The organism is Streptomyces sp. NPDC006339 (assembly GCF_040612775.1).
In the GTDB taxonomy this organism is placed as follows: Bacteria; Actinomycetota; Actinomycetes; order Streptomycetales; family Streptomycetaceae; genus Streptomyces.
The window spans coordinates 58,073-77,855 of record NZ_JBEXQW010000025.1 but is presented as its reverse complement, the minus strand read 5'-3'; the positions used below and the strand labels follow the sequence as shown (position 1 = coordinate 77,855).

Annotated in this window: 23 protein-coding genes and 1 pseudogene; 13 read left to right on the top strand and 11 right to left on the bottom strand. The window is 73.0% G+C overall.

What is annotated here, in order from left to right; all coding sequences use genetic code 11:
• Positions 1–47 precede the first annotated feature (47 nt).
• The 3 genes and pseudogenes from ABZ135_RS21290 to ABZ135_RS21280 all read left to right on the top strand — a co-directional run.
• A pseudogene (locus ABZ135_RS21290) lies at positions 48–506 on the top strand (SRPBCC family protein); the annotation flags it as partial.
• A gap of 161 nt (positions 507–667) precedes the next feature.
• Complete coding sequence (locus tag ABZ135_RS21285) at positions 668–841, top strand: hypothetical protein (RefSeq protein WP_356697782.1); 174 nt, start codon at positions 668–670, stop codon at positions 839–841.
• Complete coding sequence (locus ABZ135_RS21280; protein ID WP_356697781.1) at positions 838–1,578, top strand: UdgX family uracil-DNA binding protein; 741 nt, start codon at positions 838–840, stop codon at positions 1,576–1,578. The genes ABZ135_RS21285 and ABZ135_RS21280 overlap by 4 nt, the downstream gene beginning before the upstream one ends.
• An 86-nt stretch (positions 1,579–1,664) precedes the next feature.
• Here ABZ135_RS21280 and ABZ135_RS21275 read toward each other — a convergent pair whose 3' ends face one another.
• Positions 1,665–2,357 carry an HAD family hydrolase gene (locus ABZ135_RS21275; RefSeq protein ID WP_356697780.1) on the bottom strand — a complete coding sequence of 231 codons (693 nt, stop codon included), beginning with the start codon at positions 2,355–2,357 and terminating at the stop codon, positions 1,665–1,667.
• Between the two features lie 54 nt (positions 2,358–2,411).
• Positions 2,412–3,164, bottom strand: a complete 753-nt coding sequence (locus tag ABZ135_RS21270) for a HemK2/MTQ2 family protein methyltransferase (protein WP_356697779.1) — start codon at positions 3,162–3,164, stop codon at positions 2,412–2,414.
• 230 nt (positions 3,165–3,394) lie between these two features.
• Here ABZ135_RS21270 and ABZ135_RS21265 point away from each other — a divergent pair, with 230 nt between their 5' ends.
• Together ABZ135_RS21265 and ABZ135_RS21260 are read left to right on the top strand one after the other, a co-directional pair.
• Positions 3,395–3,889: an SRPBCC family protein gene (locus ABZ135_RS21265; protein ID WP_356697778.1), complete on the top strand. Its 495-nt coding sequence runs from the start codon at positions 3,395–3,397 to the stop codon at positions 3,887–3,889.
• Positions 3,890–3,928: 39 nt separating this feature from the next.
• Positions 3,929–4,084, top strand: a complete 156-nt coding sequence (locus ABZ135_RS21260) for a hydrophobic protein (RefSeq protein WP_356697777.1) — start codon at positions 3,929–3,931, stop codon at positions 4,082–4,084.
• A gap of 104 nt (positions 4,085–4,188) precedes the next feature.
• Here ABZ135_RS21260 and ABZ135_RS21255 read toward each other — a convergent pair whose 3' ends face one another.
• Positions 4,189–4,560 (bottom strand): DUF3040 domain-containing protein, encoded by a 372-nt coding sequence (locus tag ABZ135_RS21255; RefSeq protein WP_356697776.1) that lies wholly within the window; start codon positions 4,558–4,560, stop codon positions 4,189–4,191.
• A 172-nt stretch (positions 4,561–4,732) separates the two neighbouring features.
• Here ABZ135_RS21255 and ABZ135_RS21250 point away from each other — a divergent pair, with 172 nt between their 5' ends.
• Positions 4,733–5,194 carry a hypothetical protein gene (locus ABZ135_RS21250; protein WP_356697775.1) on the top strand — a complete coding sequence of 154 codons (462 nt, stop codon included), beginning with the start codon at positions 4,733–4,735 and terminating at the stop codon, positions 5,192–5,194.
• A 5-nt stretch (positions 5,195–5,199) separates the two neighbouring features.
• Positions 5,200–5,709, top strand: a complete 510-nt coding sequence (locus tag ABZ135_RS21245; protein ID WP_356697774.1) for a hypothetical protein — start codon at positions 5,200–5,202, stop codon at positions 5,707–5,709.
• 45 nt (positions 5,710–5,754) lie between these two features.
• Here the strand turns inward: ABZ135_RS21245 and ABZ135_RS21240 are convergent, their stop codons facing one another.
• From ABZ135_RS21240 to ABZ135_RS21230, 3 genes are all read right to left on the bottom strand, one after another.
• On the bottom strand, positions 5,755–7,554 hold the full coding sequence (locus ABZ135_RS21240) for a thiamine pyrophosphate-requiring protein (RefSeq protein WP_356697773.1): 1,800 nt from the start codon (positions 7,552–7,554) through the stop codon (positions 5,755–5,757).
• Positions 7,551–8,570, bottom strand: a complete 1,020-nt coding sequence (locus ABZ135_RS21235; protein ID WP_356697772.1) for an LLM class F420-dependent oxidoreductase — start codon at positions 8,568–8,570, stop codon at positions 7,551–7,553. Before ABZ135_RS21235 ends, ABZ135_RS21240 begins: the two co-directional genes overlap by 4 nt.
• A 189-nt stretch (positions 8,571–8,759) precedes the next feature.
• A complete protein-coding gene (locus ABZ135_RS21230; RefSeq protein WP_356697771.1) occupies positions 8,760–9,653 on the bottom strand; it encodes a SigB/SigF/SigG family RNA polymerase sigma factor in 894 nt (297 codons plus the stop codon).
• A gap of 256 nt (positions 9,654–9,909) precedes the next feature.
• On the opposite strand from ABZ135_RS21230, the gene ABZ135_RS21225 reads away from it, so the two are divergent.
• The 3 genes from ABZ135_RS21225 to ABZ135_RS21215 all read left to right on the top strand — a co-directional run bounded on the left by ABZ135_RS21225 (position 9,910) and on the right by ABZ135_RS21215 (position 11,328).
• A complete protein-coding gene (locus tag ABZ135_RS21225; RefSeq protein ID WP_356697770.1) occupies positions 9,910–10,233 on the top strand; it encodes a plasmid stabilization protein in 324 nt (107 codons plus the stop codon).
• 11 nt (positions 10,234–10,244) lie between these two features.
• Positions 10,245–10,814, top strand: a complete 570-nt coding sequence (locus tag ABZ135_RS21220) for a type 1 glutamine amidotransferase domain-containing protein (protein WP_356697829.1) — start codon at positions 10,245–10,247, stop codon at positions 10,812–10,814.
• A gap of 94 nt (positions 10,815–10,908) precedes the next feature.
• The gene (locus tag ABZ135_RS21215; protein ID WP_356697769.1) at positions 10,909–11,328 is read left to right on the top strand and encodes a CBS domain-containing protein; all 420 of its coding nucleotides are present in this window, start codon (positions 10,909–10,911) and stop codon (positions 11,326–11,328) included.
• A gap of 120 nt (positions 11,329–11,448) precedes the next feature.
• On the opposite strand, the gene ABZ135_RS21210 is transcribed toward ABZ135_RS21215, so the two are convergent.
• A complete protein-coding gene (locus ABZ135_RS21210; protein ID WP_356697768.1) occupies positions 11,449–11,646 on the bottom strand; it encodes an antitoxin in 198 nt (65 codons plus the stop codon).
• 167 nt (positions 11,647–11,813) lie between these two features.
• Here ABZ135_RS21210 and ABZ135_RS21205 point away from each other — a divergent pair, with 167 nt between their 5' ends.
• Positions 11,814–13,025 carry an alpha/beta hydrolase gene (locus tag ABZ135_RS21205; RefSeq protein WP_356697767.1) on the top strand — a complete coding sequence of 404 codons (1,212 nt, stop codon included), beginning with the start codon at positions 11,814–11,816 and terminating at the stop codon, positions 13,023–13,025.
• Positions 13,026–13,074: 49 nt separating this feature from the next.
• Here the strand turns inward: ABZ135_RS21205 and ABZ135_RS21200 are convergent, their stop codons facing one another.
• From ABZ135_RS21200 to ABZ135_RS21185, 4 genes are all read right to left on the bottom strand, one after another.
• Complete coding sequence (locus ABZ135_RS21200) at positions 13,075–14,370, bottom strand: sugar ABC transporter permease (RefSeq protein WP_356697766.1); 1,296 nt, start codon at positions 14,368–14,370, stop codon at positions 13,075–13,077.
• Positions 14,370–15,221: an ATP-binding cassette domain-containing protein gene (locus ABZ135_RS21195; RefSeq protein ID WP_356697765.1), complete on the bottom strand. Its 852-nt coding sequence runs from the start codon at positions 15,219–15,221 to the stop codon at positions 14,370–14,372. The genes ABZ135_RS21200 and ABZ135_RS21195 overlap by 1 nt, the downstream gene beginning before the upstream one ends.
• 29 nt (positions 15,222–15,250) lie before the next feature.
• Complete coding sequence (locus ABZ135_RS21190; protein WP_356697764.1) at positions 15,251–16,339, bottom strand: substrate-binding domain-containing protein; 1,089 nt, start codon at positions 16,337–16,339, stop codon at positions 15,251–15,253.
• Between the two features lie 230 nt (positions 16,340–16,569).
• Positions 16,570–17,919 (bottom strand): aminopeptidase P family protein, encoded by a 1,350-nt coding sequence (locus ABZ135_RS21185; RefSeq protein WP_356697828.1) that lies wholly within the window; start codon positions 17,917–17,919, stop codon positions 16,570–16,572.
• A gap of 199 nt (positions 17,920–18,118) precedes the next feature.
• On the opposite strand from ABZ135_RS21185, the gene ABZ135_RS21180 reads away from it, so the two are divergent.
• Positions 18,119–19,102 (top strand): helix-turn-helix transcriptional regulator, encoded by a 984-nt coding sequence (locus ABZ135_RS21180; protein ID WP_356697763.1) that lies wholly within the window; start codon positions 18,119–18,121, stop codon positions 19,100–19,102.
• A 419-nt stretch (positions 19,103–19,521) separates the two neighbouring features.
• Positions 19,522–19,773, top strand: a complete 252-nt coding sequence (locus tag ABZ135_RS21175) for a hypothetical protein (RefSeq protein ID WP_356697762.1) — start codon at positions 19,522–19,524, stop codon at positions 19,771–19,773.
• Positions 19,774–19,783 lie beyond the last annotated feature (10 nt).

Here is a 19,783-nt window from a genome sequence, read left to right as displayed (position 1 = left end):
GAGCCACCCACCCTCCGGAACACCCGGACTCGTCCGAGGAGGACTCCATGAGCATGGTGCAGGAAACGATCAGGGTGGAGGCCCCGCTGCGCGCGGTCTACGACCAGTGGACGCAGTTCGAGGAGTTTCCCCGCTTCATGGAAGGCGTGGAGCAGGTCCGGCAGCTCGACGACCGGCACTGCCACTGGCGCACCAAGGTCGCCGGCGTGACCCGGGAGTTCGACACCGAGATCGTCGACCAGCTCCCCGACGAGCGCATCTCCTGGCGCACGGTCGGCGGCGACGTCAAGCAGAAGGGCGTCGTCTCCTTCCAGCGCCTCGACGAGACGCACACCCGCGTGAGCCTGGCGATGGACGTGGAGCCGCAGGGCATGGTCGAGAAGGCCGGTGACGCCCTCGGCTTCCTGGAGAGCCGGGTGCAGGGCGATCTGCAGCGGTTCAAGCACTTCATCGAGGAGCGCGACGAGGCGACGGGCGCCTGGCGCGGCCGATTGCGGCCCGCGGACAGCGCCGGCACGGGTACGGGCGGCGGCATGGGTGAGGCGCCGCGCACCGAGCCCGAGCGGCCGGGACCCTACCCCGGCCCGCTGCCCACCGACCCGGGCGAAGAGCCTCGCACCTGAGCGGCCGAGGGCGGCACGGAACGGCGGAGGAGGCGGTTCATGCCGTGGACGACACCCTCGCCCTGCTGCTGAAGGGCGACGGCCGGCTGATGACCCACCTCCTCGGTCGGCCGGTGCGTGTGCTGGAGGGCCCCGAGGCCGTCGCCTTCTTCCCCGACGAACGCCACGCCCGGCGCGGCGGCGCGCCCCCAGGCCCGTCCCAGGAGGTCCTCCCATGAACGCCACCCGGACCGACCACACCCGTACCGACGGCACCCGGACCGGCGACGCGGACGTCTCCGCCGTTCCCGAGCCGTACGACGCCACTCCCTTCCTGCCGAGCCGCGGCGGGCTTCCGGCGTACCGCCGGGCCGCCGCCGACTGCCGGGGCTGCCCGCTCCACCGCGACGCGACCGGCACCGTCTTCGGACGCGGCGACCCGCACGCACGGCTGATGCTCGTCGGCGAGCAGCCCGGCGACCAGGAGGACCGTGAGGGGGTCGCGTTCGTGGGCCCCGCGGGCCGGCTGCTGACCCGGGCGCTGCGCGACGCGGGGATCGACGAGGCGGGGATCTACGTCACCAACGCGGTCAAGCACTTCAAGTTCACCCAGGAGGAGACCCGCAAGCGACGGATCCACAAGGCGCCCAGCCTGCGCGAGACCCTCGCATGCCGCCCCTGGCTGGAGGCGGAACTCCGCCTGGTCTCCCCCGAGTTGATCGTCACCCTGGGCGCCACGGCCGGCCGCGCGCTGCTGGGTCCGTCTTTCCGGGTCGGCACCGACCGGGGTGTCCCGAGGCCGCTGCCGGACAGCGGCACGAAGGGCGGCTTCGCCGAGGACGTGCGCGAGGGTGTACGGGTGCTGGCGACCGTCCACCCGTCGGCCGTCCTGCGCGCACGCGACCAGGACCGCGAGAACATGTACGCGGGCCTGGTCGCGGACCTGCGGACGGCCTCAGAGGCCCTGGCCGAGTAGGCGCCGCAGGGCTCGTGGGGCGTCGCAGGGCTCGTGGGGCTGGGCAAGGCCGGGGAGAGCCGGCTCTCCGAGGCCGGGGCCGGCCGCTACGAGGGCGGCCGGGAGAGGGGGCTGGAGTCGAGGTGGCGGAGGAGGGTGCGCGGGTCCTCGTAGACGACGACCGCGCCCGCGTCCTCCAGTTCGCGGGCCGAGGTGCCGCCCGTCGTCAGGCCGACGCAGGGCACGCCGGCCCGGCCGGCGGCCTCGACGTCCCAGACGGTGTCGCCGACGAAGACCGCGTCGGCGGGGTCGGCTCCGACGGCCCGGAGGGCGCTCTCGACCAGGTCCGGGGCCGGTTTGGTGGTCTCCACGTCGCCGCCGGAGGTGGCCGCCGCGATGACGTCCTCCGCGTCCAGGCGTCTGCGGATGGCCGCGGCCTCCTCCTCGGCCGCCGAGCTGGCGAGGACGACCTGCCAGCCGCGGGCGGCCACCGCGCGCAGCAGGTCGGCGGCGGCCTCGAAGGGCGGCAGCACGTCGTACCAGACCGCGTAGAGGGTGCTGTGCGCGTCCGAGATCGACTCGTCCTCGGCCTTGCGGCGGTCGGAGCCGAGCACGGCGTCGAGGAGCCGGTCGGAGCCCATACCGATCGCGTGGTGGATGCGGGCCATCGGCACGGTGTGGCCGTGCTGGCGCAGCGCCTGCCACCAGGCCAGGGTGTGCAGGTAGTTGGTGTCCACCAGGGTGCCGTCGAGGTCGAACAGGGCGGCGCCCCGGGCCGGTCGTCCACCGTGAGCTGTCATCGGGTCGGTCTCCTTCGCTTCCGTGCGGTCCTTCGCCGCCGCGCCCGGTGCGGGTCAGGCCGCGTCCGCCTCCTCCTCGTCGACGCCGCTGCCGAGCGCGGCCGAGGTCGCCGAGGTCACGGGGCGGGTTCCCTCCCTCGACGCCGCCATGCGGACCGTCTCGCTGACCGCCCGGATCACCACGAGGCGTTCGCTGCGGGTCCCGGGCTCGACCAGCCCCCGCTCCTCGAACCAGGCCGCCCGCTCCGTCATGACGGGGCCGAACGGCTGGGTGCTGGACGCCGCCACACAGGCCCGCAGGCCCGCCCGTTCCAGCGCCGCCAGGCTGGCGGTGACATCGCTGAGCGAGGACTGGACGAGCAGGAGCACGCCCTGGGGCGCCAGGAGCGACGGGGCCTCGCGGCAGATCCGGTCGAGGAGGAGGCGGCCGTCGGGCCCCGCGTCCCAGGCGCGGCGACGGCCCCGGGCCGGGAGCCGGGGCGAGGCGGCGGGCACGTACGGAGGGTTCACGGTCACCAGGTCGAAGCGTTCGCCCGCCACGGGCTCCGTGAGGTCTCCGCGCACGACCCTGACCCGGCAGCGGTGGAGCTTCGCGTTGAGCCGGGCCGTCGCGACGGAGGTGCCCGAGATGTCGACCGCCGTCGCCTCGGCGCCCCTGCGGGCCGCGGCGACGGCGAGGACGCCGGTGCCGGTGCACAGGTCGAGGGTGCGGGCGCCCGGTGGCAGCTCCTCGCGGGCGAGGCTCTCCATCAGCAGGGCCGTGTCGCCCTGCGGACCGTACACGCCCGGCGCCCTGACCACTCTCATCCCCATCGCCTCCGTCCCGGGTCCCTGATCGCTTCCCGTGCCGTGATCCTCGATCGGTTTCATTCCGCGCGGTTACCCGGCTCGCGTCGGACCACGCCCCCGCCCGCCGGACGATTACGGCCGTCACTCTCGGGTACTCGCGCAGCCGACCGGTGTCGCACCGGTCCCCACCGGTCAGCGCACCGGTGACCGCCGGCATTGCCGCGCCCCTACCGAGGGAGATGACCGCGATGGTGCACGACACGATCGAGGTGACGGCCCCGCTGCGCGAGGTCTACGACCAGTGGACGCAGTTCGAGGAGTTCCCGCGCTTCATGGACGGTGTCGAGGAGGTCCGGCAGCTCGACGACCGGCACTGCCACTGGCGCACCAAGGTCGCCGGCGTCACCCGGGAGTTCGACACCGAGATCGTCGACCAGCTCCCCGACGAGCGCATCTCCTGGCGCACGGTCGAGGGTGACATCAAGCAGAAGGGCGTCGTGACCTTCCAGCGCGTCGACGACACGCACACCCGGGTGAGCCTGGCCATGGACGTCGAGCCGCAGAGCATGGTCGACAAGGCCGGAACGGCCCTCGGCGTCGTGGACAGCCGCGTGGAGGGCGACCTGCACCGGTTCAAGGAGTACATGGAGGACCGCGACCGTGCGACGGGCGGCTGGCGCGGTCGGCTGAAACCCGCGGACAGCCCGCCCGAGTCGCCTCCCGGGGCCCCCGGCCCCGGATGATCACGTCACCGACCGACCTGTTGCCCTAGGAGGCTCGTCATGGTCCCGCTTCTCATCGTCCTGCTGGTGATCCTGCTGCTCTTCGGCGGCGGCTTCGCCCTGGACGTGCTGTGGTGGATCGCTATCGCCCTGCTCGTCGTCTGGCTCCTCGGCTTCCTGATGCGGAGCTCCGGCGGCCGCTGGTACCGGTGGTGACCCGCGGCACCACGCATCCGCCGCACCCCGTGTTCCCACCGCGCCCGCCGTTCCTCGCCCCGAGGAACGGCGGGCGCCTTCCCGTTCCCGCCCGTCCCCGCGCCTCACCCGTCGGGGTGGGACGCCGCCCACCGGCGGCACCAGCGCACGACGAGGACCGTCAGGCCGGCCAGGGCCAGGACCCACACCACGGCGAACGCCCAGACGAGTGCCGCCCGGCCGGTGGTGGTGGCCAGAACCATCAGCGCGGCGGCGGCAGCGAGGGCCAGGGCCACGCCCAGGGGCAGCAGCCGCCGGCGGGCGCCCCGCGTCCCCCGGGGCGCCGACCGCGGCTCGCGGCCGAGGATCTCGTCCTCGCGGAGCGACTCCTCGATCTCCGCGAGGATGCGTCGCTCGCGCGCGGACAACCGGACTTCCTCCATGACGGTCACCTCCTGCACGGACACTTTCTGCGTGGACACTTTCTGCGTGGACACGTGCTCCTGCACGTCCTGCACGCGCCCTTCCGCGGGGCGGCTACCCGCGCACCGCGCGGGGCAGGCGTGTTCCGCGCGCACCGGGGCAGTCGCCCGGCGGGAGAGCAGGTACCGGAGGTGCTGGAGAGGGCGCAGGTGTCGGGGAGGGGGTGAGGTCGAGGAGGAACGGGTCATGAGCTGCAGGAGCCGGACGTCCGATGCCGCCGCCCGTACCCTCGGGGCGCCGGGCCCGCGGGTGGCCCCGCGATCGCAGGCGCGGCACGCGGTCACCGTGGTGCGGCCACCGGCCGTCGCCGTCGACACCCCGCCGCTCTCGTGGGTGCCGTCCCGGTCGCCCGTGGCGCATGCCGCCCGGCGCCGGAGGGGCGAGGCTCACCGGGGCGGGCCGTCCACGGCGGTGGCGGTGCCGGCCGCCCGGATGGCCCTCGGCCTGCCGGGCCGGTACCTTGCCCGTACGGGCTATGACGCACGGCGGACCGACGGGCCGGCGGCTCCCCGCCCCCACCGCCTCCCCGGGCCGTACACCGCACTCTCCCGCCACCCGGCCGCCGCCGGAGCGGCCGTGGAAGCGGCGGTGGAGGCCACGGCCCTGCCGGCGCGCGCGGTGCGTCGACCCCGTGCCGAGAGGCGGTGACCGTCGTGAAGGACTTCGAACTGCTGGACGTCTCCTTGTACACGGAGGAGCTGGGGCGCCTCGAAGTGCCCCTTGAGGAGACCGGGAACGACAGGGAGGGCCCCGAGCCGCTGGCTCTCCCGGAGGGGGCGGTGGTGAGCGTCGGTCTCACGTTCCGGCTCGGCCGGGAGATCGACGGCGTGGCCTTCGAGGACTCGCGGGTCCGGGAAGGGGCCGTCCTCGGCAGCACCCGGACGGTGCTGGGCGGCTTCCGGGCCGGCGGCCCGTACGAGGTGCGGCTGCCTGCGGAGCGGCTGCCGGTGGGCCGGGCGCACTGCGGGATCTACGAGGTGACGGGCCGCTTCACCGACGGCGAGGGCCATGAGCTGGCCCTGGAGCACCACCGGGTCCGCGTCGACCACCAGCCGGCCGCCCACAAGCGGTACGTCGGCGACCCTCCGGCCCCCGACCGCCCGCCGACGGCCCTCCACAAGGAGACCCCGGCGGCCCTGCCCGGCGAGACCCCGGCGGCCTGAGCGCGCCGGCCCGGCCGCCGCGGGTCCCGAAGGCAGGGGCGGGCGTCACCGGCCGCCGGGGCGGCGCGGCAGCAGCTCCTGGACCTTGGCCTTGAGCCCCTGGACGACGACATGGCCGCGGTGACCGTCGCCGTGGGCCAGGGAAGCCAGGGTGGCCTCGATCTGCTCCCAGGTGGAGTGGGGCGGGATCGGCGGCACGTCCGGATCGGTGCGGAAATCGAGGACGGTGGGTCCGTCGGCCGCCAGCGCCTGGCGCCAGGCGTCCTCGACGTCGTCGGGGTCGGTGACGCGGATGCCGTTCATGCCGAGGGACCTGGCGAAGGCGGCGTAGGGAACGTCGGGCAGCGCCTGCGAGGGCTCGAAGGGCGGCGTGCCGCCCATCGCGCGCAGCTCCCAGCTCACCTGGTTGAGGTCCCCGTTGTTCCACACCGCGACCACGAGCCGGGGATCGGCCCATTCCAGGGCGTATTTGGCGACGGTCACCAGCTCCGCCATGCCGTTCATCTGCATCGCCCCGTCGCCGACCAGGGCGATCGCGGGCCGGTCGGGGTGCGCGAACTTGGCGCCGATCGCGTAGGGGACGCCGCAGCCCATCGTGGCGAGGGTGCCGGAGAGCGAGCCGCGCATGGTGCCGCGCAGGTTCAGGTGACGGGCGTACCAGTTGGCGACGGAGCCGGAGTCCGAGGTGAGCATGGCGTCGTCGGGCAGCAGCGGGTCGAGGGCGTGGGCCACGTACTCGGGGTTGACCGGATCGGCGGAGAGCCGGGCCCGGCGTTCCATCACCGTCTTCCAGCGGCGTACGTTGGCGGCCACGGTCTCCTGCCAGCCGCGGTCCTCCTTGCGGTTGAGCTTGGGCAGCAGCCGGCGCAGGGTCGTGGCGGCGTCGCCGACGAGGTTGACCTCGTAGGGGTAGCGCAGGCCCAGCATGTGCGGGTCGATGTCGATCTGGACGGCGCGGGCCTGCCCGTAGGCGGGCAGGAACTCGGAGTAGGGGAAGTTCGAGCCGATGGTCAGGAGGGTGTCGCAGTCCCGCATCAGCTCGTACGAGGGGCGGGTGCCGAGCAGTCCGATGGAGCCGGTCACGTACGGCAGTTCGTCGCTCAGGGCGTCCTTGCCGAGCAGGGCCTTGGCCACGCCGGCGCCGAGGACGTCGGCGATCCGCTCGACCTCGCGGGTGGCACCGGCCGCGCCCTGGCCGATGAGGAGGGCGACCCGTTCGCCGCTCTCCAGGATCTCGGCGGCGCGGGCGAGCGCGTCGTCGTCCGGCACGGCCGCCCAGCCGCTGACGTCGAGGCTGGAGGGGACCATCTTGTGGGCGTGTTCCGGCGGGGAGTACGGCAGTTCCTGGACGTCCGCCGGGATGATCAGCGCGGTGGGAGCGCGGCGGGCGTACGCGGTGCGGATGGCCCGGTCGAGCACGTTGGGGAGCTGTTCGGGGACGTTGACGGTCTCCAGGTAGGCACCGGCGACGTCCTTGAACAGGCTGTGCAGGTCGACTTCCTGCTGGTAGGAGCCGCCCATGGCGCTGCGGTCGGTCTGGCCGACGATCGCCACGACAGGCACGTGGTCGAGCTTGGCGTCGTAGAGGCCGTTGAGGAGGTGGATCGCGCCGGGGCCCGAGGTGGCGGCGCAGACGCCGACGCGGCCGGAGAACTTGGCGTAGCCGACGGCTTCGAAGGCGGCCATCTCCTCGTGCCGGGCCTGGATGAAGCGGGGGTTGTCGCCCGCCCGTGCCCAGGCGGTGACCAGGCCGTTGATGCCGTCGCCGGGGTAGCCGAAGACATGGCGGACGCCCCACGCGCGGAGCCGGTCGAGCAGGTGGTCACCGACGGTCGCCTTGCTCATGACCGGTCGCCTCCGTTCTTTCCGTTGCCGTCGTCCGTGCCGTGGCTCCCCGTGGTTCCCGTCGTCGCGTCGAGGAGCGGCAGGACCTCCTTGCGGTAGAAGTCGAAGAAGCCGCGCTGGTCGGGGCCGATCTGGCCGATGTGGACCCGGTCGAAGCCCGCGTCCACGTACGCGCGCAGGTGCCGGACGTGTTCCTCCGGGTCGGGGCCGCAGGCCACGCTCCGCGCGACCGTCTCCTCGGTCACCAGCTCGCATGCCTGCTCGAAGTGGCGGGGGGTGGGGAGGATCTGGTTGAGCTCGCCGGGCAGGTGCTCGGTCGGCCAGACGCGGTGGGCCGTGCGGACCGCGTCCTCGCGGGACTCCGCCCAGCAGACCTTGGTCCCGGCGAAGGCGGGCCGGTCGGGGCCGCGGGCCCGGAAGCGGGCGACCATGTCGGCGTCGGGCGCGGTGGTGACGAAGCCGTCGCCGATCCGCGCGGCCAGGTCGGCGGCGCGGGGGCCGAAGGCGGAGATGTCGAGGGGTGGCGGGGTGTCGGGCAGGGTGTAGAGGCGGGCGTTCTCGACGGTGTAGTGCGGGCCCCGGTGGGTGATCTGCTCACCGGTGAACAGCTTCCGGATGACCTCGACGGCTTCCTCCAGCATGTCCAGGCGGGCGTCGGCGGGCGGCCACGGGTCGCCGAGGATGTGCTCGTTGAGTGCCTCTCCGCTGCCGAGTCCGAGCCGGAAACGCCCGTCCAGGAGCACCTGGGAGGTGGCGGCCGCCTGTGCGATCACGGCGGGGTGGATGCGCACGGTCGGGCAGGTCACGGCGGTCTGGACCGGCAGCCCGCAACTGCGGGAGAGGGCTCCGATGACGGACCAGACGAAGGGGCTCTGGCCCTGTTCGTCGTTCCACGGATGGAAGTGGTCCGAGATCCACAGCGAGCGGAAGCCGGCGTCCTCCGCCATGCGGGCCTGCTCGACGAGCTCGTCGGGTCCGAACTCCTCGCAGGACAGGAAGTAGCCGAATTCGGTCATGACACCTCCAGGGGTGCGGGTCGTCGCTCCGTCCGGTGGGTTCCGGTGGTGCGGCTGCCCGGGCGACCGAGAGGGAAACGTGGGCGGAAACGGCCTCCCGGATCCGGGGGTGCCGGGTCCGGGAGGCCGGAGGGGCGCGGGGGCGGGGCGGGGCGGTGTGGGGGTGGTGAAGCGCGGGGAGGGGCGGGGTCAGTTCTCCGCCGTCTCCGGGCCGTCTTCCAGGAGGCCCGCCCTCAGCTCGTCGAGGATCCGGGTGAGCAGACGGGAGATGTGCATCTGGGAGAGGCCGAGCCGCTCGCCGATCTCCGCCTGAGTGAGGTCCTCGCCGAAGCGCAGCGAGAGGATGCGCCGGTCCCGTTCGCCCAGACGGGCGATCAGCGGCTTGAGCGAGGCGAAGTCCTCGATCAGCTCGTAGGCGGGCTCGGCGGTGGCGAGCCGGCGCGAGCTGTCGCGGGGGGCGTCGTCGTCGGCGACCGTGACGTCGAGGGACCGGGCCGTGTAGCCGTGGGCGGCGAGCTCGCCCTCGGCGATCCGGTCCTCGGGCAGGTCCAGGTGGGCGGCGACCTCGGCGCGGGTCGGACGGTGGCCGAGCCGCTGCTCAAGGACGTCGGCGGCCTTCGCCATGTCGACGCGGAGTTCCTGGAGCCGCCGGGGCACCCGGACGGCCCAGCTCGTGTCACGGAAGAACCGTTTCATCTCACCGACGACCGTCGGCAGCGCGAACGCCGAGAACTCGATGCCCCGCGTGGGGTCGAAGCGGTCGATCGCTTTGATCAGGCCGATGGTGCCGACCTGGACGATGTCCTCGCGCTGCTCGGGCCGGTTGCGGAAGCGGCGGGCGGCGAAGCGCACCAGGCTCAGATTGAGCTCGATCAGCGTGTTCCGGACGTAGGCGTGCTCCGGAGTGCCCTCCTCCAGCTCCCGCAGACGGGTGAGCAGGGAGGCGGACAGCGTCTGGGCCTCGTCCGTGGAGACCTGGGACGGCCGGTCTATCTCGGGCAGGCCGTGGAGCGCCGCGTGACGTATCGCGGCGGCCTCCGAGACGGGCCGGTCGGTGCTGGTTCGGGCGGTGGGCGTGGACATGAGGCTCCTTCGACGGGGCGATGGGCCTGCGCCGCTCATGGGGCGTGCGACGCGGTCCGTCGTCGGGCATCTGAGAACAGGATTCCCGGTGCTGGACGTTTTGACACGAAATGTCGCCATCAGGTGTGAAACCTATCGCTTGATCACGGTCCGCGCATGAAGGGCGGCGGAGGGGGCAGCGGCGGAGAAAGACCCTGTGCCCCCTCGGAGGGCGCTTCGGAGGCCCTTCCAGGGCCCGTCGGAGAGGAGCGGAACGATGCCCCGTGGATCGAGCCCCAAGCGGGAACGCCAGTACGAACACATCAAGGACAGCGCCCTCGACCGCGGCGAGAGCGAGAAGCGCGCGAAGGAGATCGCCGCCCGCACGGTGAACAAGGAACGCGCCCGCTCGGGCGAGTCCAAGACGGCGAGCAAGAGCTCCACGCAGGACATGTCGTCCTCGCGGCGCGGCGGCAAGCGGTCGCACAGCGGCTCCGAGGGGCCGACGTACGACCAGCTCTACGCGGAGGCCCAGCGCCGCAATCTGCACGGCCGGTCCTCGATGAACAAGGCGGAACTGAAGAAGCACCTGGACAAATGACACAGGAGGAGTTGTCGACCGTGACGCTCGACGGAACCAAGGTCCTCGTCCTCACCACGAACTACGGCACGGAGCAGGACGAACTGAACAAGCCCGTGGCGGCGCTGCGCGAGGCCGGCGCCCGGGTCACGGTCGCCGCGCAGCGCAAGGAGCCGGTCCTCACCGTGGTCTCGGACCGGCGGCCGGGCACGGTCGTCGAACCGGACGCCACCCTCGGGGAGGTCTCCGCCCAGGAGTACGACGCCGTCGTGGTGCCGGGCGGCACCCTGAACGCCGACCGGCTGCGCACGGACGACCAGGCCCAGCGGCTCGTCTCGGCCTTCGCCGAGGCCGGCAAGCCGGTCGCGGCGGTCTGTCACGGGCCGTGGCTCCTGGTGGACAGCGGCGTCGTCCGCGACCGCGAACTGACCTCGTACCCCTCGCTGCGCTCGGACCTGGAGAACGCGGGGGCGAAGTGGCGGGACGAGGAGGTCGTCGTGGACACCTCGGGCGGCCACCCGCTGATCACCTCCCGCAGGCCGGGCGACCTGGACGCCTTCTCGGCGGCGATCGTCCGGGCCCTGGAGGACCGCGCGGCATGACGCCCTCGGCCCGGGCGCCCGGCCGGATCGTGGGGATCGCCGGGACCATCGGGCCCTCCCCCTCCCACCACGACACCAGGACAGGCAGGAGCCAATGACCACCGCACGCGAGATCATGACCGCGGACGCGACCTGCGTCCGAGCGAGCGAGACGGTCGTCGACGCGGCCCGGAAGATGGTCGAGCTCGACGTGGGCGCGCTGCCCATCTGCGGGCCCGACGAGCGGCTGAAGGGCATGCTCACCGACCGCGACATCGTCGTGAAGGTCGTCGCCCGGGGCAAGGACCCGTCGCAGTGCACGGCCGGCGAGCTCGCCCAGGGCGAGATCGTGACCGTCGGCGCCGACGACGACGTGAGCGAGGTGCTGCGCGTGATGAGCGAGCACAAGATCCGCCGCGTCCCCGTCATCGACGGGCACATCCTGGTCGGCATCATCGCCCAGGCGGACATCGCCCGGACGCTCTCGGACGACAAGGTCGGCGACCTCGTGGGCGAGGTCTCCGAGAAGACCTGACAGGACAAGAGTCCTGACAGGAGTCACGGGAGTCCCGACGGGAGTCCTGACGGGAGTCGCGTCCCGACGAGAGGGGCGCGCGGCCGGGCATCGGCCGCGCGCCCCTCTCGTGTCATCGGGTCACCGCTGAGGCGGCTCCTCCGGGCGCTGCGGCGTCTCGCCGAGCTGCTGCTTGAGCCTGTCCTGCGCGGTGTCGACATGGCGGCTGTACTTGCCCTGGGTCCTGCGGTCGACGTAGTCGCCGCCCTTGTCGACGGCCTGTCCCGCCTTGTCCTCGTGACCCTTGAGCATCTGCTTGAGCTTGTCCATCACGGACATCGCGGCCCTCCTCGGATGGCCCCCCTGTCCCGTCCAGGATCGCGGACCGGCCCGCCGAGCGCATCCGCAGAGGGAGACGGGCGTCCGACCAGGGGCGTACGGCGGCGCGCGGAGGTCCGACCGTGGGCCGACGCACGGCGCGCGCGGGCCGCCGTAACGTCCTCGGCATGATCAAGCTGACCCGGGCGGCCGCCGCCGCCCTTCTCGCCTGCGCGGTCGCCTTACCCGCGACCGCCCTCCCCGCGTCCGCCGCGACCCCGCCGCCGGCCCCAGCCCTGGTATCCGCCGACGCACTCGCGTCCGCCGCCTCCTCCCCCGCCGCCCACCCGCTCGAACTTCCGGCCCCCACCGGCAGGCTCGCCGTCGGCAGCTCCACCCTCCACCTCGTCGACCGGTCCCGGCCGGACCCGTGGGTGCCCACGGCGGACGGCCGGGAGCTGATGGTGACCCTGCACTATCCGGCGGCCCGCCGCGCGCAGGGCGGGCCCGCGCCGTACTCCACGGAGGAGGAGGCCCGGCTGCTGCTCCAAGGCGTCGGCGTGACGGACCCGGCGTCCGCACGGGCCCTGGCCGGCATGGGCACGTACAGCAGGACGGACGCGCGGCCCGCGCCGGGGCGGCATCCGCTGGTGGTGCTGTCGCCGGGGTTCGGGGTACCGCGGTTCACGCTCACCCACGTCGCCGAGGATCTCGCCTCGCGCGGTTACGTGGTCGCGTCCGTCGACCACGCCCACGAGACCTCGGGCACGGCCTACCCCGGCGGCCGGATCCTGACCTGCGCGGCCTGCACCGCTCTGGAGGAGGGCCGCGCGGAGGGCAAGGACGTCACGGCCGCGCGGGCGGCGGACGTCCGCTTCCTCCTCGACCGGCTGACCGGCCCCAAGCCCGCCTGGCGCTACGCGGCGCGGGCGATCGACCGGTCCCGGATCGGCATGGCGGGGCACTCCATCGGCGGCGCGAGCGCCGCCGCGGCCATGGCCGCGGACCGGCGGATCGACGCCGGGGTGAACATGGACGGCACCTTCTGGGACGCGCTGCCGGCCGACGGCCTGGGCGGACGGCCCTTCCTCTTCCTCGGCACGGACGAGTTCCACCGCCCGGGCGGGGAGGACACGAGCTGGGACGAGACCTGGCGGGCGCTCGGCGGCTGGAAGCGCTGGCTGACGGTATCCGGATCGGACCACTTCAGCTTCTCCGACGGCCCGGTGATCCAGCATCACTTCGGGGTGCCCGCCGGCCCCATCCCGGTCGACCGGGCGCTGGGCGTGACGCGCGCCTACCTCGCCGCGTTCTTCGACCAGCATCTGCGCGGCCTGCCGCAGCCGCTGCTGACGGGGCCGAGCCCCGAGCATCCGGAGGTGGTGTTCCACCGGCCGTAGCCGTCGCCCCACCGCGCCGCGGGCGCGCCCGCGTGCTCCCCCGGGAGTCTCAGGCGCGTCCCGCGGCCTTCTGGCTGCGCCGGGACAGGGAGTCGACGACCACGGCGGCGAGCAGCACCGAGCCGGTGATCATGAACTGGATGGCGTTGCTGACACCCATGATGTTCATGCCCGACTGGATCGAGCCGATCACCAGGGCGCCGAGCAGGGCGGACCACACGGAGCCGCGCCCGCCGAACAGGCTCGTGCCGCCGATGACGGCGGCGGCGATCACGTTCATCAGGAGGTTGCCGCCGCCGGAGGTCTGGCTCGCGGACTGGATCTGTCCGGCGAGGAAGATGCCGCCGATCGCCGCCATGGTGCCGGCGACGGTGAAGACGCTCATCCGGACGAAGGGCACGCTGATGCCCGCCCGGCGGGCGCCCTCGATGTTGCCGCCGACCGCGAAGATCTGCCGCCCGTAGCGGGTGCGGCGCAGCACGAAGTCGAGCACCACCAGCAGGATCAGGAAGATCAGCAGCGCCAGCGGCAGTCCCTGGTAGCGGTTGAGGATGTACGCGGCGGCGAAGGCGAGGGCCGCGATGACGACCGTACGCAGCACGATCTCGGCGACCGGCCGGTACGGCACCCGGGCGGCCCGCCGGCGCCGGGCGTCCTGGAGCGAGGCGAACAGGAAGAGTCCGACGCCGACGGCGGCGGCGATGTAGGCAGCGGCCGGGCTGGAGAAGATCGTCGAGTAGAGCTCGGCGACCACGCTCTCGCTGGGGATGTTGACCGTGCCGCTGGTGCCGAGCACCTGGAGCATCAGCCCGTTCCAGGCGAGGTTGCCGGCGAGGGTGACGACGAAGGCGGGCACGCCGACCTTGGCGAAGAAGAAGCCGTGGACGAGTCCGACGGCCGCTCCCCCGGCGACGGCGACGAGGAGCGCCAGCCATTCGTTCATGCCGTTCAGGACGTTGAGGACGGCGAAGATCGCCGCGCACAGGCCGCTGACGGAGCCGACGGAGAGGTCGATCTCGCCGAGCAGCAGCACGAAGACGATGCCGACGGCGATCATTCCGGTGCCGACGATCTGCTGGCTGAGGTCCGAGAGGTTCTGGGCGGAGAGGAAGGCGCTGTCGAGGCTGCCGAAGACGGTCCAGATGATGATCACCGCGACCACGACGGGCAGGGATCCCAGCTCGCCGCTGCGCAGCTTGCGGCGGAACTCGCCCACGTACCCGCGGAAGCCCTCCTCGCGGACGATCAGCCGGCTGTCGACGGCGGGCACGGCCTCGGGCGCGGGCTCCTGCGGGGTGGCGCCGCCGCCGGGAAGGGGGCCCTCGGGCTCCTGGGAGCGTCTCATCACGTCTCCTCCCCGCGCTGTTTCCGCTCCTCACGCCGTTCCCGGTCCTCACGCTGGTCCCGGCCACCGCGCTGTTGCCGCTCCTCGCGGATCCGGGCCTGGCGGCGGGTGACGGCGCTCTCGGTGGCGCCGGTGATGGCGGAGATGATCTCCTCGGTGGTGGTGGAGCGCTTGTCGAAGAAGCCGTTGTTACGGCCCAGGCGCAGCACCGCGATCCGGTCGGCGACGGCCATCACGTCCACCATGTTGTGGCTGATCAGAATGGTCCCGAGGCCGTGTTCGCGGAGCCGTTCGACGAGGTCGAGGACCTCGGCCGTCTGTTCGACGCCCAGCGCGGCGGTCGGCTCGTCCAGGATGACGACCTTCGGGTCGCCGATGAGGGAGCGGGCGATGGCCACGGTCTGGCGCTGGCCGCCGGAGAGGGACGCGACCGGGATGCGGACGGAGGGAATCCGGATGGACAGGGTGTCGAGCAGCTCGCGGGAGCGCTGTTCCATGCGGACCTCGTCGAGCACCCCGAAGCGGCGCAGCTCCCGGCCGAGGAAGAGGTTGCCGACCACGTCCAGGTTGTCGCACAGCGCGAGGTCCTGGTAGACGGTCGCGATGCCGAGGTTCTGGGCGTCGTGGGGCCGGTTGATCGAGACCGGCCGGCCCTGCCACTCGATGACGCCGCCGTCGGGCGGGTTCACTCCGGCGATCGCCTTGACGGCGGTCGACTTCCCGGCGCCGTTGTCGCCGACGAGGGCGACCACCTCGCCGGGACGGACCTGGAGGTCGAAGTCCGACAGGGCCTGGACCGCGCCGAACCGTTTGGAGATCCCCCGCAGTGTCAGCACTGGTGCTTCCGGCACCGCGACCGCCTCCTCGACGGCACGGCCGGCTACTGGAGTCCGGCCTTCTTGCAGGCGTCGGCGTAGGCGGGCGTGCAGATCTCCTGGACCGTGTACAGCCCGTCCTTGACGACCGTGTCCTTGATGTTGTCCTTGTTCACCACGACCGGGGTCAGCAGCGTGGCCGGGACCTTCTGGCCGCTGCCGCTGGTGACGGTGGTGGGGGTGAGGTCCTTGGAGAGCGGCTTGCCCTCGGCGAGTTCGACGGCCATCCGGGCGGCGATGTCGGCCTCGGGCTTGTACGGCTTCTCCACGGTGATGGTCTGGGTGCCCAGGAGGATCCGCTGGATGGCGTCCAGTTGGGCGTCCTGTCCGGTCAGCGGCACGTTCATGCCGGCCGCCTTCAGGGCGGTCGCGATGCCGGCGGCCAGTCCGTCGTTGGCGGAGTAGACGCCGACGATCCGGTCCTTGCCGAGCGCGCTGATGGCACCGGACATCTGCTGGTTGGCGTTGTTCGGGTCCCAGTTCGGCGTGTCGTACTCCTTGCCGATCTTCACCTTGCCGTCGAGGACGGAGTGCGCTCCGGCCTTGAACTCGGCGGCGTTGGGGTCGGTCGGCGATCCGTTGTGCATCACGATCTCGCCGTCGTCGGCCCTGTCGCCGAGCGCGTCGAGCAGCGCCTGCCCCTGGAGCTCGCCGACCTTGCGGTTGTCGTACGAGACGTAGGCGTCGACCGGGCCCTGGGCGAGGCGGTCGTAGGCGACGACCTTGACGCCGGCCTTGTTGGCCTTCTCCACGGAGGACTGGATGGACTTGGCGTCCACGGCGTCCAGGATGAGCACCTTGTTGCCCTTGGTCAGGGCGGTGTTGACCTGCTGCTGCTGGGTCGTGGCGCTCTCGGCCGCGTTGTAGTAGTCGATCCGGGCGCCCGGCGCGAGTTCCTTGATCTTGGCCTCGATGTAGGGCCGGTCGAACTTCTCGTAGCGGGTGGTCTTGCTCTCCGGCAGGAGCAGTCCGATCCGCACGTCCTCCTGGGCGGCCGCCGCGCCGGTCGCCTGCGCGCCGCTCGTGGCGAGCGCGCCCAGGGACAGGGCCGCGGTTCCCGCGAGGGCGATCGCCGCTCGCACTGTTCGGGTCATGGCGGGCTCCTTCCGCGCGCCCTTGGTCCCTCCACCGCGGGGCTGCGAGAACCGCCAAGCCGCGGGAGCGTCGGCGCACCTATGGCCTATGTCTCGACAGTAGACCCGGCCCGGGGGCGGCGCAGGCCGGGAGGCGGGACGGCGGGCGGGGGCGGCGCGGGCCGGGAGCGGCGCCGCACCCCCGTGGCGCGGCGCCGCTCCCGGATCTCGCGGCGAGGGCGGGCGGTCGGTCAGCCGGCGAAGCGGGCCATCCATGCCTCGACCTCGTCGGCGGAGCGCGGCAGGGCCGCCGACAGGTTCTCGTGGCCGTCCTCGGTGACGAGCAGGTCGTCCTCGATGCGGACGCCGATGCCGCGCCACTCCTCGGGCACCGTGAGGTCGTCGGGCTGGAAGTACAGGCCGGGCTCGACGGTGAGCACCATGCCCGGTTCGAGGACGCCGTCGACGTAGTCCTCGTTGCGGGCCTCGGCGCAGTCGTGGACGTCGAGGCCGAGCATGTGTCCGGTGCCGGCCATGGTGAAGCGGCGCTGGAGGCCGAGTGCGTAGGCGCGCTCGGCGGGGCCCTCGACGAAGCCCCACTCGACCAGCCGGGCCGCCAGGTGGCGCTGGGCCGCCTCGTGGAAGTCGCGGTAGGCGGCACCGGGCTTGACGGCGGCCATGCCGGCCTCCTGGGCCTCATACACCGCGTCGTAGACCCGGCGCTGCACGGGCGTGAAGGTGCCGCTGATGGGGAGGGTGCGGGTGACGTCGGCGGTGTAGAGCGTGTGGGTCTCCACGCCGGCATCGAGGAGCAGCAGCTCGCCGGGGCGCACGGGACCGTCGTTGTCGGTCCAGTGCATGATCGTGGCGTGCTCGCCTGCGGCGCAGATCGAGCCGTAGCCGACGGAGTTGCCCTCCAGGCGGGCGCGGCGGAAGAAGGTGCCCTCGATCCAGCGCTCGGAGGTGGCGACGGCGCGGGAGAGCTCCGCGACGGCGTCGGTGAAGCCGCGCACGGTGGAGTCGACGGCCTTGCGCATCTCGCCGATCTCCCAGGCGTCCTTGACGAGCCGGAGGTCGGCGAGCGCCTCCTCCAGTTCGGCGTCGCGCTCCTCGTCGGTGGTGACGGCGGCCTGGAGGGCGGGGTCGACGCCGCGGACGATCCGGGTGGGCCAGGTGGAGGCGGCGAGGTCCTGTGCGGCGGTGCGGATGTCGCGGCAGGGCAGGCCGAGGACGCGCTCGGACTCGGCGAGGGAGCGGCGCCGGCCGGTCCACAGCTCGGCGTGGTAGCCGATCCAGAACTCGTCGCTGTCCCGGCTGTCGCGGGGCAGTTGGTAGCAGAAGGCGTCGTGGCCGCCGTCGGCGCGCGGTTCGAGGACGAGGGCGCCGTCGCGGGCCCGGTCGCCGGTCATGTGCGCATAGCCGGAGTACGGCCGGAACGGGTAGGTGTCGTCGTTGGAGCGGACCTTGAGGTTGCCCGAGGGGATCACCAGGCGCTCGCCGGGGAAGCGGGCGGAGAGTGCGGCGCGGCGGCGGGCGGCGTGCGGGGCCTGCTCGTCGGGGGTGAGGTCGTCGCGCTCGGTGTCCGCCCATCCGGTGCGCATGAGCGCGGACAGTTCGGCGGAGATCTCGGTGTACAGGCCGTTCTTTCGGCGCTTGGCCACGGGTGCCCCTTCGTCCGGTGGGTGTGCGGTGCGTTCGGCCCCTGGACGGTAGTCCCGGGCAGGGTCGTCGTGGGGCCCAGAAGTGCCAGTGGCACCGATCGGCCAGCCGGGAGGGCGGAGGGCACCGATAATGCGCCGTATGACGAACGCGAGGCTCGGGGAGGCGCTGCGGCTGCTGGGGGTCGGTGAGGCGGCCCGCACGGTCTATCTGGCGTTGCTCGACGCGGCGCCCGCGCCGCTGGGCGAGGTGGGGCGGGCCGCCGGTCTGGGCGGTGCGGAGCTCGCGGCGGCGTACGGGGAGCTCGTCGACGCGGGGCTGGCGAGCGCGGCGGCGGCGGACGGGGACGTGGTGGCGCCGGTGCCGCCGGCGGCGGGTCTGGAGATCCTGGCCCGGCACCGGGCGGCGGAGCTGGAGGAGTCCAGGATCGCGGTGGGCGGCGCCTTCGAGTCGTTCCGGCGGCACCGGCTCGCCGCGTACAACGACCATCTCGTCGAGGTCGTCACCGGGGACGCGATCGGCCCGCGGATGCGGCAGGCATGGGCCAGTGCCCGGGAGCAGATCCGGCAGTTCGACTCGCCGCCGTACGTGCCGATCGCCGGGGCCACCGAGGACGCGCTCGCCACGCTCGCCCGGGGGGTGCGGCAGCGCGTGGTCTATTCGCAGGCGTCGCTGGAGCACCCGGCGAAGCTGAGCACGGTCATCGAGCCGTGCATCGAGGCCGGTGAGCAGGCGCGGGTGTTGCCGTCGGTGCCGGTCAAGCTGCTGATCATCGACGAGGCGTACGCGCTGGTGTCGCTGTCGATCCAGGAGGCCGACGTGGTGAACACGGTGCTGGTCGTCCAGCCGTGCGGACTGCTGTCGGCGCTGGTCGCGCTGTTCGAGCAGTCCTGGCGGAGCGCCCTGCCCTTCCACGGGCGCAGCGCCCGGCCGGCCGGTCTGCCGCCCGCCGACCGGCGGCTGCTGCGGCTGCTCGCGGGCGGCGCGAGCGACGAGGTCATCGCCCGTGAGCTGGGGATCAGCCGCCGCACCCTGTTCCGGCGGCTCCAGGTCCTGATGGCCCGGCTCGGCGCGGCGAACCGCTTCCAGATGGCGCTGCAGGCCCAGCGGTCCGGGTGGCTGTGACGCGCGGACCTCCGCGGGCCGGCCGGCCCGCGCCCCCGACGGGCCCCGGGAATCGGACGGTTCCCGGGGCCCGTCGCGTTCCCCGCGCCGCTCCCGGCCTCTGCCGAGAACCCGCACATTGTGTACGTGCCGCGAAGCGGGCCTCCTCCCCGGCTCCGCGATCCGTCACGCGCCGGCGGGCACTTCCACCGGGATTCGCCCCCTTCGTCCCCGGCGTGGACCGGACCGCCCGAATCCGTTACTCGCTCCTGCGAAGAAGTTGTCGTCATCGCGTGAAACATGCTGCACGCCCGTCGCGCGACGTGCACGAACGGTCCTGAAAGGACGTCAACGGAATTGGCTCGGCCACCCGTTCGCGTGCTTTGATCTGCCGCGCCGCGGCATTCGGATTCCCCCCACCCAGACGAAAGGTGCGCTCCATGCGTAACGACATCGAGACCCTCGAGCTCGACGACAACGCCCTCGACGCCGTCTCCGGCGGTGTCATCAGCGTGAACGGCGGTCTCGCCGGCGCCGCGACCGGTGACGTCGCCACCCTGCTCGGCACCGTCGGTTCCCTCCAGACCGTGCAGGCCGTCGAGGGCATCGCCACCGGCGTCCCCGGCCTGGCCCAGGGCATCACCGGCGTCTCGGTGAACACCGCCGCCGTGACCGGTCTCGCCGGTCTCTGAGCAGACCGTG

Coding starts and splice junctions, on each gene's coding strand:
- ABZ135_RS21280 (WP_356697781.1), top strand. CDS start 838: ATGAACGCCACCCGGACCGACCACACCCGTACCGACGGCACCCGGACC.
- ABZ135_RS21275 (WP_356697780.1), bottom strand. CDS start 2,357: ATGACAGCTCACGGTGGACGACCGGCCCGGGGCGCCGCCCTGTTCGAC.
- ABZ135_RS21270 (WP_356697779.1), bottom strand. CDS start 3,164: ATGAGAGTGGTCAGGGCGCCGGGCGTGTACGGTCCGCAGGGCGACACG.
- ABZ135_RS21265 (WP_356697778.1), top strand. CDS start 3,395: ATGGTGCACGACACGATCGAGGTGACGGCCCCGCTGCGCGAGGTCTAC.
- ABZ135_RS21260 (WP_356697777.1), top strand. CDS start 3,929: ATGGTCCCGCTTCTCATCGTCCTGCTGGTGATCCTGCTGCTCTTCGGC.
- ABZ135_RS21250 (WP_356697775.1), top strand. CDS start 4,733: ATGAGCTGCAGGAGCCGGACGTCCGATGCCGCCGCCCGTACCCTCGGG.
- ABZ135_RS21240 (WP_356697773.1), bottom strand. CDS start 7,554: ATGAGCAAGGCGACCGTCGGTGACCACCTGCTCGACCGGCTCCGCGCG.
- ABZ135_RS21235 (WP_356697772.1), bottom strand. CDS start 8,570: ATGACCGAATTCGGCTACTTCCTGTCCTGCGAGGAGTTCGGACCCGAC.
- ABZ135_RS21230 (WP_356697771.1), bottom strand. CDS start 9,653: ATGTCCACGCCCACCGCCCGAACCAGCACCGACCGGCCCGTCTCGGAG.
- ABZ135_RS21225 (WP_356697770.1), top strand. CDS start 9,910: ATGCCCCGTGGATCGAGCCCCAAGCGGGAACGCCAGTACGAACACATC.
- ABZ135_RS21215 (WP_356697769.1), top strand. CDS start 10,909: ATGACCACCGCACGCGAGATCATGACCGCGGACGCGACCTGCGTCCGA.
- ABZ135_RS21210 (WP_356697768.1), bottom strand. CDS start 11,646: ATGTCCGTGATGGACAAGCTCAAGCAGATGCTCAAGGGTCACGAGGAC.
- ABZ135_RS21205 (WP_356697767.1), top strand. CDS start 11,814: ATGATCAAGCTGACCCGGGCGGCCGCCGCCGCCCTTCTCGCCTGCGCG.
- ABZ135_RS21200 (WP_356697766.1), bottom strand. CDS start 14,370: ATGAGACGCTCCCAGGAGCCCGAGGGCCCCCTTCCCGGCGGCGGCGCC.
- ABZ135_RS21190 (WP_356697764.1), bottom strand. CDS start 16,339: ATGACCCGAACAGTGCGAGCGGCGATCGCCCTCGCGGGAACCGCGGCC.
- ABZ135_RS21185 (WP_356697828.1), bottom strand. CDS start 17,919: ATGCGCACCGGATGGGCGGACACCGAGCGCGACGACCTCACCCCCGAC.
- ABZ135_RS21180 (WP_356697763.1), top strand. CDS start 18,119: ATGACGAACGCGAGGCTCGGGGAGGCGCTGCGGCTGCTGGGGGTCGGT.
- ABZ135_RS21175 (WP_356697762.1), top strand. CDS start 19,522: ATGCGTAACGACATCGAGACCCTCGAGCTCGACGACAACGCCCTCGAC.